At 71.2% G+C, this 14,568-nt stretch carries 17 protein-coding genes; 6 read left to right on the forward strand and 11 right to left on the reverse strand.

Annotation, left to right across the window (positions count from 1 at the left end):
• Positions 1-54 precede the first annotated feature (54 nt).
• From ACWD3I_RS23705 to ACWD3I_RS23720, 4 genes are read right to left on the reverse strand one after another with little or no spacing between them, the layout of a single operon-like run.
• Positions 55-627, reverse strand: coding sequence for a hypothetical protein (locus ACWD3I_RS23705; protein ID WP_365399543.1), 573 nt, complete (start codon positions 625-627; stop codon positions 55-57).
• A gap of 30 nt (positions 628-657) precedes the next feature.
• The gene (locus tag ACWD3I_RS23710; protein ID WP_365399540.1) at positions 658-1,593 is read right to left on the reverse strand and encodes an ABC transporter substrate-binding protein; all 936 of its coding nucleotides are present in this window, start codon (positions 1,591-1,593) and stop codon (positions 658-660) included.
• Entirely contained in the window at positions 1,590-2,261 is a 672-nt protein-coding gene (locus ACWD3I_RS23715) for an ABC transporter permease (RefSeq protein WP_365399537.1), read from the reverse strand. The genes ACWD3I_RS23710 and ACWD3I_RS23715 overlap by 4 nt, the downstream gene beginning before the upstream one ends.
• Positions 2,261-2,938 carry an ABC transporter permease gene (locus tag ACWD3I_RS23720; RefSeq protein ID WP_365399534.1) on the reverse strand — a complete coding sequence of 226 codons (678 nt, stop codon included), beginning with the start codon at positions 2,936-2,938 and terminating at the stop codon, positions 2,261-2,263. Before ACWD3I_RS23720 ends, ACWD3I_RS23715 begins: the two co-directional genes overlap by 1 nt.
• A 167-nt stretch (positions 2,939-3,105) precedes the next feature.
• On the opposite strand from ACWD3I_RS23720, the gene ACWD3I_RS23725 reads away from it, so the two are divergent.
• The 5 genes from ACWD3I_RS23725 to ACWD3I_RS23745 all read left to right on the forward strand — a co-directional run bounded on the left by ACWD3I_RS23725 (position 3,106) and on the right by ACWD3I_RS23745 (position 8,441).
• On the forward strand, positions 3,106-3,891 hold the full coding sequence (locus tag ACWD3I_RS23725; protein WP_365399531.1) for an ABC transporter ATP-binding protein: 786 nt from the start codon (positions 3,106-3,108) through the stop codon (positions 3,889-3,891).
• 3 nt (positions 3,892-3,894) lie between these two features.
• The gene (locus tag ACWD3I_RS23730; protein ID WP_365399528.1) at positions 3,895-5,208 is read left to right on the forward strand and encodes an FtsX-like permease family protein; all 1,314 of its coding nucleotides are present in this window, start codon (positions 3,895-3,897) and stop codon (positions 5,206-5,208) included.
• Between the two features lie 206 nt (positions 5,209-5,414).
• Positions 5,415-6,272 carry an AAA family ATPase gene (locus tag ACWD3I_RS23735; RefSeq protein WP_365399525.1) on the forward strand — a complete coding sequence of 286 codons (858 nt, stop codon included), beginning with the start codon at positions 5,415-5,417 and terminating at the stop codon, positions 6,270-6,272.
• Entirely contained in the window at positions 6,269-7,621 is a 1,353-nt protein-coding gene (locus ACWD3I_RS23740; protein ID WP_365399522.1) for a vWA domain-containing protein, read from the forward strand. Before ACWD3I_RS23735 ends, ACWD3I_RS23740 begins: the two co-directional genes overlap by 4 nt.
• Before the next feature lie 16 nt (positions 7,622-7,637).
• A complete protein-coding gene (locus ACWD3I_RS23745; RefSeq protein WP_365399519.1) occupies positions 7,638-8,441 on the forward strand; it encodes a hypothetical protein in 804 nt (267 codons plus the stop codon).
• A gap of 55 nt (positions 8,442-8,496) precedes the next feature.
• Here ACWD3I_RS23745 and ACWD3I_RS23750 read toward each other — a convergent pair whose 3' ends face one another.
• The 3 genes from ACWD3I_RS23750 to ACWD3I_RS23760 form a co-directional block, all read right to left on the reverse strand.
• A complete protein-coding gene (locus ACWD3I_RS23750; RefSeq protein WP_365399516.1) occupies positions 8,497-8,862 on the reverse strand; it encodes a cupin domain-containing protein in 366 nt (121 codons plus the stop codon).
• A gap of 108 nt (positions 8,863-8,970) precedes the next feature.
• The gene (locus ACWD3I_RS23755; RefSeq protein ID WP_365399513.1) at positions 8,971-9,975 is read right to left on the reverse strand and encodes a pyridoxal-phosphate dependent enzyme; all 1,005 of its coding nucleotides are present in this window, start codon (positions 9,973-9,975) and stop codon (positions 8,971-8,973) included.
• Positions 9,976-9,997: 22 nt separating this feature from the next.
• Complete coding sequence (locus ACWD3I_RS23760; protein WP_365399510.1) at positions 9,998-10,675, reverse strand: helix-turn-helix transcriptional regulator; 678 nt, start codon at positions 10,673-10,675, stop codon at positions 9,998-10,000.
• Between the two features lie 201 nt (positions 10,676-10,876).
• On the opposite strand from ACWD3I_RS23760, the gene ACWD3I_RS23765 reads away from it, so the two are divergent.
• Entirely contained in the window at positions 10,877-12,085 is a 1,209-nt protein-coding gene (locus ACWD3I_RS23765) for a cytochrome P450 (RefSeq protein WP_365399508.1), read from the forward strand.
• 144 nt (positions 12,086-12,229) lie between these two features.
• Here the strand turns inward: ACWD3I_RS23765 and ACWD3I_RS23770 are convergent, their stop codons facing one another.
• The 4 genes from ACWD3I_RS23770 to ACWD3I_RS23785 form a co-directional block, all read right to left on the reverse strand.
• On the reverse strand, positions 12,230-12,496 hold the full coding sequence (locus ACWD3I_RS23770) for an FCD domain-containing protein (protein WP_365399505.1): 267 nt from the start codon (positions 12,494-12,496) through the stop codon (positions 12,230-12,232).
• Positions 12,477-12,659 (reverse strand): hypothetical protein, encoded by a 183-nt coding sequence (locus tag ACWD3I_RS23775; protein WP_365399502.1) that lies wholly within the window; start codon positions 12,657-12,659, stop codon positions 12,477-12,479. The genes ACWD3I_RS23770 and ACWD3I_RS23775 overlap by 20 nt, the downstream gene beginning before the upstream one ends.
• Before the next feature lie 158 nt (positions 12,660-12,817).
• Positions 12,818-13,531, reverse strand: coding sequence for an SDR family NAD(P)-dependent oxidoreductase (locus ACWD3I_RS23780; protein WP_365399499.1), 714 nt, complete (start codon positions 13,529-13,531; stop codon positions 12,818-12,820).
• A 33-nt stretch (positions 13,532-13,564) separates the two neighbouring features.
• Entirely contained in the window at positions 13,565-14,467 is a 903-nt protein-coding gene (locus tag ACWD3I_RS23785) for a helix-turn-helix domain-containing protein (protein WP_365399496.1), read from the reverse strand.
• Between the last annotated feature and the right edge of the window lie 101 nt (positions 14,468-14,568).

Genomic DNA, 14,568 nt, shown 5'->3' on the forward strand with positions numbered 1-14,568 from the left:
CGGGAAGCCTCCCCACCGCACCAGTACGGTCACCGTCGTCACGGAGGCGTCACGTCAGCTGAAGACGATCGGGCAGCCCTTGCGCAGGGAGTGCTGGGCGGCGCGCAGGTACAGCGCCACGTAGAAGGCGGCGTCCAGGTCCTCGCCCCACAGTCCCGGTCTCGCGGCTGCCGTCCCCTTCGCCGACCCGTCCAGGAACCAGGAGGTCAGGCCGAGGTTCCGGCTCATGACCGGAAGCATGGGCGGCAGCCCGATCGCCGACGCCAGCCGTTGCGCGAGCGCGAGCACCTGAGGTGCTCCGGCGACCACGGTCGTGTCCGTGTAGGCGGAGCCCACCGGCAGCGGTATCTCCTCGGCGAGGGACACCGGCACCAGCACCGACCAGCCGCAGAGTGTCTCCTCCTCGTCGCGCGTCAGATGCGCACGGCACAGCTCGACGAAGCCGTCCATGGAAGGGCTCAGCTTCTCCTCGAACTCGAGGGCGCGGCTCTCCTCCGGAACGGACGGACACGGCGGCAGACCACGCCTGTTCAGCTCTTCGTCGAGCGCCGAGGCGATCTCGCCATAGCCACCCTCGTGGTCACCGCGCCAGTCCTCTGCGTCGACACTCACCAGATAGACACCCATGCGGGCAATGTACGGCGCCCCACTGACATCTCACTTCAGCAGCCCCTTGTCCTCCAGATAGCTCCGTGCCACGTCCTTCGCCAACCGCCGCCAGCTGTCCACCTGTTGGTTCATGGAGGCCAGGTCGGCCGTCGTCAGGACGTCGTTCAGCTTGCCGAGCGCCTTGGTGACCCCCTCGCTGCCGGCACGGGAGCGGTTGACGACGGGGACGATGCAGTCGGCGTTCTGGAGGTGTTTGTCGTCGGCGAGGAGGACCAGGCCGAAGTCCGTGAGGGTGGCGTCGGTCGTGGTGGTCAGCACCATCTGGTCCTGGCCGCTCTGCACGGCCCGCTTGGCCTGGGTGGTGCCGACGCCCTTGGGGTCGACGCCGGTGATGTCGATGCCGTAGGTCTTCCTCAACCCCGGCTCGCAGTAAGGTCGTTGGACACACTCGTCACCGGCGGCGAGCCGCACCTCCAGCCCCGAGGCGCCGAGGTCGCTCAGGGTCTTCAGGTCGTGCTGCCGGGCGTAGGAGGCACTCACGGCGAAGGCGTTCTGGTCGACGGCCCTGCCCGCGTCCAGGACAGAGAGTCCGCGCGGTGCGGCCAGTCGGCGCAGGGCCGTCATCGTGGCGTCGAGGTCGGGTGCGCCGACCGGGGCCGCGTCGGCGCCGTTGGCCTTGGCGTTGAGCCAGTCGGCGAAGGTGGCCGCGTACTCGGGCACGACGTCGATCTGGCCGGATTCCAGGGCCGGTTCGTACAGTTCGCGGTTGGCGACGGTGAGCAGCGATGTGTTGTAGCCGGCCCGGTCCAGCAGCAGCGCGTACATCTGGGCGAGCAGGTCGCTCTCGGTGAACCCGGCGGATCCGACGGTCAGTTCGTGGCTGTCGCCGGGTGCGGCGGTGACCGCGCTCCGGTTCTCCAGGGAGGGGCCCGTGGAGCAGCCGGTCAGCAGGAGGACGAGGGCCGTCCCCGCGCATCGCCTCATCGCGTCCCCCTGGCCCAGCGGGGCGCCAGCCGCTCGGCGACCTCGAAGACGCCCTCCACGATCAGCGCGAACAGGGCGACGAGCACCGCTCCGGCCACCACCTGCGGGGTACTGGCGAGGTTGAAGCCCGCCGTGATGATCCGGCCCAGCCCTCCCCCGCCCGCCAGCGCGGCGATCGTGGCCGTCGCGACGAGTTGGACGGCGGCGATGCGTACGCCGGTCAGCACCATGGGGAGCGCAAGGGGCAGTTCCACGTGGAAGAGCATCTGCCGCCCCGTCATGCCCATCCCCCGCGCCGCCTGGACGACGCCGCGGTCCACCTCGCGCATCCCGACGTACGCGTTGGTGAGCAGGGGCGGGAGGGCGAACAGCACCAGGGCCACGACCGTCGGACCCTCCCCCCAGTCCCCGACGGGGGTCAGCAGCAGAAGGACCAGCACGGCGAACGTGGGGACCGCGCGGCCGACGTTGGAGATGTTGACCGCCAGGGCGCCGCCCTTGCCGAGGTGGCCGAGGACGAGGGCCACCGGGAGAGCGATCAGACAGCTGATGACGAGGCAGACGACGGTGAGGACGAGGTGTTGCAGCAGCCGGTGCCAGATGCCGTCGTCGCCCGCCCAGTGGGCGGAGTCGGTGAGCCAGTCCCAGGCGTCGGTCAGGGTCGTCATCAGCGGCCCGCCCTCGTCCACGGGGTGATCAACCGCTGCACGCCCAGGAGCAGCACGTCGGCCGCGACGGCGATCACGACGCACAGGACGGAGGCGGTGAGGACCTGTGCCTTGAAGTAGGTGTTCATGCCCGCGTAGATGAGGTTCCCGAGCCCGCCGAAGCCCACGATCGCGCCCACCGTCACCAGCGACACCGCGGAGACCATGGCGATGCGCAGGCCGGCCATCGCGGCGGGCAGGGCGAGCGGCAGTTCGACGGTGAGGAGGAGGCGGATCGGGCCGTAGCCCATGCCACGGGCGGCCTGTCGGGTCTCCTCGGGGACGGCCCGCAGCCCGGCGAGGATGTTCCGTACGAGCAGGGTGAGCGAGTAGAGGACGAGGCCGGCCACGACCAGGCCGGCCGAGAGTCCGTACACGGGCAGGAGCAGGGAGAACATCGCCAGGGACGGGATCGTGTAGAGGATCGTCGTGACGGCGAGGACGGGACCGGACGCCCAGCCCCAGCGGCGGGCCAGCACGGCGAGCGGCAGGGCGATGACGAGGCCGATGAGCACCGAGACCGCGGTGAGCTCCAGATGTTGGACGACCGCGTCGAGGAGGATCTGCCGGCGGGTGCTCAGATACTCGCCGCAGATCCACTCGTTGCGCGCGAGGCAGTCGTCCGGGGGCGCGGTCACGACTCCATTGCACCGGCGGGCCAGGGGGTCGGCTCGCTGGGGTGACCCGTACGGGGTGTCGCTGGGTACACCCCCCGATACGGGTTCTGGGCCCAATGTGGTCCCCGCGACATCTCCGTAATTTCTCTGTCAGGGCACACGGGGTGCCGGACCGAGAGGTGAAGACGATGTTTCGCACAGGCTCGCGACGTACGCACGACACGGGACCCGCCGCCGAGGCGCTGCGGCTGGTCAAGGTCACCAAGACCTACGGCAGCGACGACAGCGCCGTCACCGCTCTGGACGGGGTCACACTCAGCCTGGGCCGGGGCACCTTCACCGCGGTGATGGGTCCGTCGGGTTCCGGCAAGTCGACGCTGCTGCAGTGCGCGGCGGGGCTGGACCGGCCCGACAGCGGCATCGTCGTCGTGGACGGCACCGAGCTGACGGGCGGCGGCGAGGCCGAACTGACGAAGTTCCGGCGGGGCCGGATCGGGTTCGTCTTCCAGCAGTACAACCTGCTGGAGACGCTGACCGTCGCGCAGAACACGGTGCTGCCGCTCAAGCTGGCCGGGCAGCGCGTCGACCGGAAGCGGGCCCGGGAGATCCTGACGCAGGTCGGTCTCGGCGACCGGCTCGGGCACCGTCCCGACCAGTTGTCCGGCGGTCAGCGGCAGCGGGTCGCGATCGCCCGGGCGCTGGTCGCCGAGCCCCGGGTGATCTTCGCGGACGAGCCGACGGGTGCCCTGGACACCCGCAGCGCGCGGGATGTGCTGCGGCTGCTCCAGGAGGCGGTGCGGGTGCACGGGCGGACCGTGGTGATGGTGACGCACGACCCGGTCGCCGCCTCGTACGCCGACTCGGTGCAGTTCCTGGCCGACGGCCGGCTGGCCGGCGGGCTGACCGCACCGACCGCGGACGCGGTGGCCGAGCGCCTCGCGCACCTGGGCGACGACGTGACGGCGGGGGTGTGAGCCATGTTCGTACTGGCCATGCGGTCGATCCGGCAACGCCCCGGACGGTTCCTCGCGACGCTGCTGTCCGCCTTTCTGGGCGCGGCGATCATCATGACGTTCAACTCGATGCACGACACGGCGGCGCAGAGCGGCGTCGACTCGGTGAGCGCGGAGACGCTGACGACCGCGGCGAGCGTGGTCGGGGGGTACGGCTCTCTGCTGGTGTTCTTCGCCGTGGCCTCCACACTCACGGTCAACGTGCGCCAGCGGGCCGCCGAGCTGGAGTTGCTGCGCTGCTCGGGAGCGACGCCGGCGCAGATCAAGCGGCTGGTGGTCGGTGAGGCGGTGGCCGTCGCCCTGGTGGGCGCCGCGCTGGCGATCGGCCCGGCGATGCTCGGCGGCCAGGCGCTGCTGGACGTGTTCCAGGACAACGGGCAGGTGGCGGCCTCGGTCGACCACGCCTTCGGTCCGATCGCGTTGATGTCGGGAGTCAGCATCACGCTGCTCGCCGCCGCGGGCGCCGCGTTCCTCGCGGTACGGCGGGTGACGCACGGACAACGCCGACAGCACGGCCGGGCGCGGAAGTTCTTCACCTACGCCGCTCTCGTGGCCGGCGCTCTGTCGGCCACCTCCACCTTCGTCTTCTCCGGCACGGCCGAGGCGCTGATGGCACCGCCGGCGTACGGGGCGATCCTGCTGTCGGTGGGGCTCGCGCTGCTGGCACCCCGGCTCCTCGAGGGCGTCCTGAACCGGCTGCACCTGTCGGGAGCGGCGGGCTGGCTGGCCGTGCGCAATCTGCGGGAGCGGGCCGGGCACCTCGCCGGGATCCTGATGTCGCTGATCCTGTTCACGGCGATGGCCACGGCCACGCTGACCATGCAGTCGGTGGAGAGCGACGCCATCGAGGCCTCGGGGCTCGTGAAGACGGTGGACGCGAAGAACCTGGAGACGCTGAACTTCACGGTCGTCGGGATCATCGTGGTCTTCGTCTGCGTGATGCTGGTCAACTCGCTGTACGCGGCGACCACTTACCGCGGCCGGGAGTTCGGCCAGCAGCGGCTGGCGGGGGCGACGCCGAACCAGGTGCTCGGTGTGGTCGGGGCCGAGACGCTGGTCCTGACGGTCGCCGGAGTCTTCTTCGGCACGGTCGCCGCGCTGGCGGGGATCGTTCCCTTCACCGTGGTGCGCACCGACTCGGTGCTGCCGGGTCAGGCCTTCGGCATCTGGCTCGCGGTGGTGTCGGTCGCGGTGGTGGTGACGCTGGGGACGAGTCTGGCGACGGCCCGCAAGGTGCTGCGCACACCGGCGACGGAAGCGGTGGGACTGGCCGCCTGAGAAGGACGTACGCGATGAGGGGCGGCTGCTTCGGCAGTCGCCCCTCACCTGTCGGCGGTCCGGCCTTGCGCCTCGACGCCGATGCGCACACCGTCACGGTGGAAGAGTTCGGCCGAGCCCGGATCCGGGGTGACACGAGTGCTGAACAAGCGCTTAGATAGGTGGACTGCCCTGGACCGCTCACGCCGCCGACCTGGAGGCCCCCGTTGTTCACTTCCGTCGACGACGTCTCCGCACGCCTCGCCGAGACCGGCTATCTCGCCTCGCCCTCGGTCGCCACGACCGTCTTCCTGGCCGACCGGCTCGGCAAGCCGCTCCTGGTGGAGGGCCCCGCAGGGGTCGGCAAGACGGAGCTCGCCAAGGCGGTGGCCCAGGTGGCGGGGGCGGAGCTGGTGCGGCTGCAGTGCTACGAGGGCGTCGACGAGTCCCGGGCGCTGTACGAGTGGAACCACGCCAAGCAGCTGCTGCGGATCAGCGCGGGCCGCGACGAGACGTGGGACGAGACCCGCACGGACATCTTCAGCGAGGAGTTCCTGCTCACCCGCCCGTTGCTGACGGCGATCCGCGGCGACGAGCCGAAGGTCCTGCTGATCGACGAGACCGACAAGGCGGACGTCGAGGTCGAGGGCCTGCTCCTGGAGGTGCTGAGCGACTTCCAGGTCACGGTGCCGGAGCTGGGCACGATCACCGCCACCCGCCGCCCCTTCGTCGTCCTCACCTCCAACGCGAGCCGCGAGCTGTCCGAGGCGCTGCGCCGCCGCTGTCTGTTCCTCCACATCGGCTTCCCCGAGGAGGAGCTGGAGCGCCGGATCGTACGGCTGAAGGTGCCCGGGCTCGACGCGGCGCTGGCCGAGTCCGTGGTCCGGGTGGTGGGTGCGCTGCGGGCGATGGATCTGCGCAAGCTGCCGTCGGTCGCGGAGACCATCGACTGGGCGCACACCCTCCTCGCGCTCGGCGCCGACACGCTCGACGAGACCGTCGTACGCGACACCCTGGGCGTCCTCCTCAAGCATCAGGACGACGTCCTCAAGGCGGCGGCGAAGCTCGATCTGGACGCGCTGTGAGCACACCGGTCGCCGAGCGGCTCACGTCTCTCGTCGCCGCCCTGCGCGCCCACGGCATCCGCGTCGGCACCGGCGAGACGGTCGACGCCGCCCAGGCGATGGCGGCGCTCGGCCTCGCGGACCGGGAGCTGTTGCGCGAGGGACTGGCGGCGACGCTGCTGCACGGCACGGCCCAACGGCCGGTGTTCGACCCGGTCTTCGACCTCTACTTCCCGCGGGGCGTCGGCGCGCCCGAGGCCGGCGCCACGGACCGCGACGACCTGCGCGACCGGCTGGCGGCCGCCCTCGCCGCGGGCGACGAGGCCATGATGGCCCGGTTGGCGGTCGAGGCCGTCGACGGCTTCGGCGGATACGGCTCCTCCCCCGCCTCGGACGGCTGGTCGTCGTACCAGACACTCGAACGGATCCGCCCGCAGACGCTGCTCGCCCGTGTCCGCGCCGACGTCCGGTCGCGGGGCGGGAGTTCGGGGTTCGCCGACCGGCTGCTCGACGACGAGATCCGGCGGCGTATCGAGTCCTTCCGCGCCTTCGTGGCGACGGAGGCACGGCGTCGGGTGGCGGAGCGACGCGATCGGGACGAGATCGCCCGGCGTGCGGTGCGGCCCACGGCCGACCGGGTCGACTTCCTGTTCGCCGGGAAGGCCCAACTGGCCGAGCTGCGCAGGACGGTTCAGCCGCTGGCGCGGAAGCTGGCCACACGGCTGGCGGCCCGTCGGCGGCGGGCGGCCCGGGGCACGATCGATCTGCGGCGGACCCTGCGCGGTTCGCTGTCGACCGGCGGGGTGCCGATGAAGCCCGTCCTGCGCAGGCGCCGCCCGGCGCGGCCCGAACTGGTGCTGCTGTGCGATGTGTCGGGCTCGGTCTCCGGCTTCTCGGACTTCACGATGCTGCTGGTGCAGGCCCTGCACGACCAGTTCAGCAAGGTGCGGGTGTTCGCCTTCGTCAACCGGATCGACGAGGTGACGGGACTCCTGGTGCACGGCGCGGCCGACGCGGCGGGACTCGGCGCCCGGATCCGGTCCGAGGCGGCGCTCACGGGCTATCACGGCAGCAGTGACTACGGCATGGCGCTGGGCGAGTTCGCGGAGCGCTACGGCGACGCGGTCGGCCCGCGCACGACCGTGTTCGTTCTCGGGGACGCCCGGACGAACATGAGCGACCCCAACCTCGCGGCCGTACGGCAGATCTCCGAACGGGCCCGGCGCGTCTACTGGTTGAACCCCGAGCAGCACGCGCAGTGGGGTACCGGCGACTCCGCCGCGCCGGAGTACGCCGAGCTCGTCGAGATGCACGAGTGCCGCAACGCGAAGCAGCTGGGCGCGCTGGTGGGACGGCTCCTGCCGATCTGACCGCCATACTGTGCGGATGGACATGCGAGCCGGACAGGACGCCCGGCACTGGCTGGCGGAGGCCGGCGTCGCACAGGTCGGCGACGACGCATGGATCGACGGCGACTCTCCCGAGAAGCGGCTCACCTCCAACGATGTCGCCCAGTCCTGGGCGGGACAGGCCTTCACCGACGAACGTCTGGACGTCGCCGGGCAGTTGGGGCTGGCGTTCGGGCTGCTGGATCTCCTCGACGACTACTGGGTGACCTGCGAAATCCGCTTCGCCGACCGGGGCCCGAGCGGCCCGCTGCCGTCCGAGGTCCTCTGGGACGGCTATCGGCGGCGCCTGGAGGCCCCCGAGGCGGCCGACGCCGTGACCCACTCGCTGTGGGTCGACTGGTTCGAGGACCGCGACACCTGCGCGACCGCCTTCGCCGAAGTGCTCGGACGCGACGCCGACCACCTGCGGACCGAGAGCCCGGAACCGCTGCTCCGCCGGGCCCGCCGGGTCCTGGAGTGCTCGGGCCCGGTCCCCTGGGCGCTGAAGGAGAGCGCGTACGGCAGCGCCGCTCGCCTCCCGGCACTGCACCCGGCGCTGTTCAAGGGACTGCTGGGCAGCTACCGCGACGTCTACGGCGACCTCGACCCGGCGGCCGCGCTGGGCCTCCTCACCGGGCTGAACCTCCCGGCGGACACCGCGCACTCGGCGGAACTGCGCGCCGTGCTCACCGCCGGGCACAGGAACCACCACCACAGCCCGCATGCCTGGGAGGAAGCCCGCAGGGGGCCGGAAGGGGATTCCCCAGGGGTCTCCCGACACGCAGGAAACCGATCAGTTTAGTCTGCGTCGAGCAGGCAAATCGATCGGTTTCCGTACGACGAGCCGACCTCGAACGTCAGCCGTCACTCTTCTTGGCGTAGTCCTTGGCCATGCCGCCCGCGAAGTCGTAGACGATGCACTGTTCGTCTCCCACCACCCAGGCGTCGTGCCCCGCCGAGACCACGAAGACGTCGCCGGGGCCCACTTCGCCCTCGTTGCCGTCGTCCATGCGGATGTGCATCCTGCCCTGGACCACATAGCCGTTGTGGTGGACCTCGCAGCTGCTGGTCCCCGCGATGGGTCCCACGGACTCGGACCAGCGCCAGCCCGGTTCGAACGTCCCGACAGCGAAGTCGAGGCCCGTCAGATGGACGGCTTCCAGATGCCCTCGGGGGAAGTCCCGCCGCTCGTCCGGCTTGTCGAGGATCTTCATCTCCAGCATGTCGACGCTCCCTTCAGACCGCTCGCTCGGGCCGGGCCGGTCTCCGTCTCCCGGCCACCACACGCGGCACCGGCGGGGGCCGAGCCCCACCACTCCATCGTCCGCCCGTCAAGCGGGAGCCGCCATTCGGGTGGGCTGCGCCCCGGCGCCGCAGAGGCGGGCGAAGCGCTCGGCGTCCACGTTGCCGCCGGAGACGATCACTCCCACCCGCTCCGGGAGCTCCGCCACACGACCGGACAGCAGCGCGGCCAGTGGAGTCGCACCGCTCGGCTCGACGACGATCTTGAGGTGCTCGAACGCGAACCGCATCGCGTCCCGGATCTCGTCGTCGCTGACCAGCGCGATCGCGTCGACGAGCCGCCGGTTCACCGAGAACGTCAGCTCGCCGGGTGTGTGCAGGAGCTGGCCGTCGGCGATGGAGCGGGGGACCGGGATCGCGACACGCCGGCCGGCCTCCAGGGAACGCCTGGTGTCGTCACCCGCCTCGGGTTCGACGCCCACGATCCGGATGCCCGGCTGGAGCCCCTTGGCCGCCGTGGCGCTTCCCGCGATCAGCCCGCCACCACCGACGGGTGCCATCAACACACCCAAATACCCTTCTTCTTCCAGGAGTTCAAGTGCCGCGGTGCCCTGTCCGGCGATGACGTGCGGGTGCTCGTAGGGCGGGATCAGGGTGAGTCCCCGCTCGGCGGCCAGGGCTTCGGCGAGGGCGACGCGGTCGCCGGTGTAGCGGTCGTACGTCACGATCTCGGCGCCGTAGCCGACGGTGGCCTCCCGCTTGGAGCGCGGGGCGTCCTCGGGCATGACGATCACCGCGGTGCTGCCGAGTTCGCGGGCGGCCAGGGCGACCGCCTGGGCGTGGTTGCCGGAGGAGTACGTGGCGATGCCGCGGGACAGTTGCCCGGACGTCAGCCGGGAGGCCGCATTGTAGGCGCCGCGGAACTTGAAGGCGCCCACACGCTGGAAGTTCTCGCACTTGAGGAGGACCTCTGCGCCTACGCGGGCGTCGAGGGTGCGGGAGCGGAGCACGGGCGTACGGTGGGCGACTCCCTTGAGCCGCTGGGCCGCGTCGCGGATGTCGTCGAGGGTGACCAGAGGGGTCGGGGTCGTCACTCGGTGCCTCCATCGGGGGTCGTCACTCGGTGCCGGTGTCCGCGTCCGTGGTCGTGGCGCGGGCCTGGGAGAGGTAGCTGTAGGCGGAGGCACGGGAGATGCCGAGGCGGGTCGCGACCTGCTCGATCGCGCGGCGCACGGCGAAGACCCCACGGTCGTCGAGGCTCCGGAACAACGTGAGGCGTTCCGCGCGGTCGAGGGCGCCCCACGGCTGATGTCGGTGCGTGTCGAGGATGGCGTCGACGACCGAGTCGATGTCGTCGCCGAAGGTGGTGACCGGCAGTTCGGCGGGGGTGCCGCCGGTCCCGGCCAGCGCGCCGAGGAGCGCGTGGGCCTCGCTCGCGGCGGTGACATCGAGGTTGACGCACAGGGCGCCGAACACCATACCCGTGGAGTCCCGCAGCACCATCGTGGACGACTTGACCGTCCTGCCGGCCTGGGTGCGGGTGACGTAGTTGAGCTCGTCACCCGCCGCGTCCCCGCGGGCGACGATCCGCATGCCGATCTCACTCATCGCCCCGCCCACCGCACGCCCGGTCACCGAACCGGCGAGGGCGACCACGGACTTGTCGGCGTTCCGGTAGTCGTGCAGCACCACCTCGCACACCGGGCCGAACGTCGCCACCAACCCATCGACAACGGGCGTCAAGGCGGCGACGATCGCGTCCCGCTCCGCTTCCAGTGCTCGCTCGGACAGCATGAGACCTAGACTATCAGTCCATTCTCTGGACTGATAGTCCAGATCGTTGGCATGCGCTTCTCCAAGGGAACGTGGCGGGATCGCTGCCCTCGGCCCGCGTGATCCGGCCAGATCCGGCTCCTGTCAGCCCGATGACTGGGAGTTGTCAGCTTCGCGGACTTCCATGACGCCAACTCCCTTCCCCCCACCCCGAGGAGTGAGATGACCGACACCGTTCCCGACTTCCCGATGGCGCGCGCGGCCGGCTGCCCCTTCGACCCGCCGCCGGAGATGCTGCGGCTGCGGAGCGAACGGCCCGTCGCCCGCGTCAGGCTGTGGGACGGCAGCACTCCCTGGCTCGTCACGCGCTACGAGGACCAGCGGGCGTTGTACGGCGACGCGCGGCTGAGCGTCGATCCCCGGCGGCCGGGATTCCCCCACTTCAGCGCGGCCTTCCAGGAGGCCTACTCCCAGATGCCGCCGTCCTTCCTCAACATGGACGACCCCGATCACGCGCGCATACGGCGCATGGTGACCAGTCCCTTCACCATCAAGCGCATCGAGGCCATGCGACCGGCCGTGCAGCGCATGACCGACCAGTTCATCGACACGATGCTGGCCGGCCCGAACCCCGCCGACCTGGTCGAAGCGCTGGCACTGCCGCTCCCGTCGCTGGTGATCTGCGACCTGCTCGGAGTCCCGTACGACGACCACGAGTTCTTCCAGAGCAGGAGCCAGGTGGGCGTCCGCCGGGACGCCTCCGTGGAGGAGTCGCGGGCCGCGAGCGGGGAGCTGCTCCAGTACCTGGACGAGCAGCTCCAGGCGAAGCTCGCGGCTCCGGGCGACGACATGCTCTCCGACCTGGCCGCCCGGATGCGGGACGGCGACCTCGGCCGTCTCGACGCCGCGATGCTGGGCCTGTTGCTGCTCGGCGCGGGCCATGAGACCACCGCCAACATGATCGCGCTCGGCGTCCTGGCCCTCCTGGAACACCCCGACCAACTGGCGCTCGTCCGCGACACCGACGATCCCAAGGTCCTCGCGGGCACCGTCGAGGAGATGCTGCGCTATCTGACGGTGGTCGACAACGGCCAGCGCCGTGTGGTCCTGGAGGACCTCGAGATCGGCGGCGAGACCCTCCGCGCCGGAGAGGGCGTCATCATCCCCGGCGCCACCGGCAACTGGGAGCCCGACCGCTTCCCGGACCCCGCCCGCCTCGACGTCACCCGCGATGCCCGCCGCCACATGGCCTTCGGCTTCGGCATCCACCAGTGCCTGGGCCAGCCGCTGGCCCGCCTGGAACTCCAGGTCGTCTACGGCACCCTCCTGCGCCGCGTCCCGACCCTGCGGCGGGCGGTCGAACTGGACAAGATCCCGTTCAAGGACGACGGGGTGGTGTACGGGGTCTACGAGCTGCCCGTGACCTGGTAGGCCGCGCCTCCGAAGGCGGCGCCCCGGGGTGCGGTGGCGGTCCAGAGGTCGGAGGCGGGCATCCTCAGCGGGAGCCGGTCGCCGAGTCCGCGGTCCGCAGTCGTCGCGCCGCAGATCCGATCGCAGCAGGCGGCGACCGGCACCCTAACCTGCGGCCACCTCGGCGAACTGGTTGGTGTCGACGAGCTCGTTGATGTGGCCGCCGAGTTCGGACCAGTGCCGTCCGGAGAGTTCGGCGGCGGCACGGGCATCGCCGCCGGCACAGACGGTGATGAGCTCGTCGTGGTGCTCGATGGTGTTGCGGCCGCCGAGCACGGTGGAGAACTTGCGGTAGCGGAAGCGGTGGATCTGCGGATGGAGCCGCTCCACGATCCGGCTCAGCACGGGACTGTCACGCCCCGGCTGCTCCACGGCAGCCGCGTCCTGCGCGTGGCCATGTGCGGCCGCACCAGATCCGAAGATCGAAGTCCGCGCGCAGTCGGCCCGTAGCTCTGGCCCCGCCGATGAGCTCGACCATCCCCTCGTGGGCTTCGTCGCGCCGCTTCTCCAGGGCCTTGACGGTGGGGAACGTCATGGCCGGAACATCGGCGAAACCGTAGTCGGCGGCCCGCCTCGCACAACGGTCCCACGGAGGCCACGGAGGCGCCCAGCTGTGTCGGCGCGGCGCTGAGGGCCCGGGTTCGTACCGGTCACCCGAGCAATCGGATCGCCCTGTCCGCTCGGGTACCGCGCTCAGTCGAGGCGGACGCCGGTGCGGCTCTCCAGGGCTTGGAGCAGGCGGGCCTGGAACTCGCCGTCCTGGGCCGCGGGGTGGGGCGACTGAGGGCGTCGGTGGTACCAGTAGCCGCCGGTCCGCGGGGTCACGTCGGGGTGGGTGGCGAGCCAGGTCTGTGTCCGGTGGCCGGCGGTCAGGTCGTCCGGGGCGCCCGCGCCGCCCATGCGGGTGGGGACCCAACCGGGGTCGACCGCATGGCTGGTGGTGCCGTCCCAGCGGGAGGCGAGGGCGAGCGCGAGGGTGGTGACCCACAGCTTCGTGTCGTCGTAGGCGGCGCTCGCGACGGCCGGCTCTCGCAGTTCGGTGGAGCCGGTCCGGTGCATCGAGCTGCTGAGGTAGATGAGCCTGGCCGGCTTGTCCATCAACGCCGTGAGCACATACGGAGCGACGGTGTTGACGGTGACCGCGTCCGGAACGCGCATGGTGCCGGCGTTGTGGATGACGGCGTCGAAGCGGCCGAATTCAGCGGCCTGCCGGGCGACTTCGGGGATTTCGTCCGGTTGGGCGAGATCCCCGGTGATGACGCCTCTCCACCGGGCCACGTCCTCCGGGTCGGTGAGACGGTCCGGGTTGCGCACATGGACGACCACGTCGTGGCCGTCGGCGGCCAGCGCGTCCGCCGTGTTGCGCCCGAGCCCGCTGGACGCTCCGGTCACCAGGATCAGTGCCATGTCGGTGCCCTTTCCTCTGTGGCGTGCCGGATCTCAATTCGGCGGAGTGGTGGGGGACTTCGGAGCGGCGGTGGTGGCGGGGTCGTGCGTGGCGGCCCAGGAGGCGAGGAGCCCGAGGCCCCCCTCGGAGGGTGAACCGGGTTCGGCCGTGTAGACGACGAGGGTGAGGCCCGGTTCCGCGGCCATGGCCAGTGACTCCCAGGCGAGGGTGAGGTCGCCGACGACCGGATGGTGGAAGCGCTTGGTGCCGGTGCCGTGGTGGGTGACGTTGTGGGTGCCCCAGCGGGTGCGGAAGGCGTCGCTACGGGTGGACAGCTCACCCACCAGGTCGTGCAGATCCTTGTCGTGGGGGCTACGGCCGGCCTCGGTCCGCAGCACGTCCACGGTCATGCCGGCGGCGACCGCCCAGTCGGCGTAGAAGCGGCGGGCCCCGGGGTCCAGGAACTGGTAGCGGGCGATGTTCGGCGGTTTCGTGCCGCCGTCGTAGAGGTCGCCGAAGAAGGCACGGGCGAGCTGGTTGGTCGCGAGCAGGTCCAGCCGGCCGTTGGCGACATAGGCGGGCCCGGCGGTGACGGCGTCCAGGGTCCACTGCAGGCTCCTGTGCAAGGTCCGCTGCCTCCCGGCGCGCGGCCGGGGGCGGGCGAGGGTGTCGGAGCCTTCCTGGGCCTGGGCCAGGTGGAGCAGGTGGGCGCGTTCGGCGTCGTCGAGCCGGAGGGCGCCGGCGACGGCTTCGAGGACGGCGGCCGAGGCGCCGGCGAGATTGCCGCGCTCCAGTTTGGCGTAGTACTCCACGCTGACGTCGGCGAGCGCGGCGACCTCACTGCGACGCAGCCCCGCTACGCGGCGCCGGGTGCCGGCCGGCAGTCCGACCCGCTCCGGGGTGATCCTGGCTCGCCGCGAGGTGAGGAACTCACGGACTTCGTCACGGTTGTCCATACCCCCGACCGTACGACCGGGTCCGGCCGCGTGGGGTGTACTGCTGGTACACCCATCGTCAGTGACTCGCTGCCCTCTCGAAGCCGGGGTTACCTGGATGA

Source organism: Streptomyces sp. NPDC002817 (assembly GCF_053592055.1).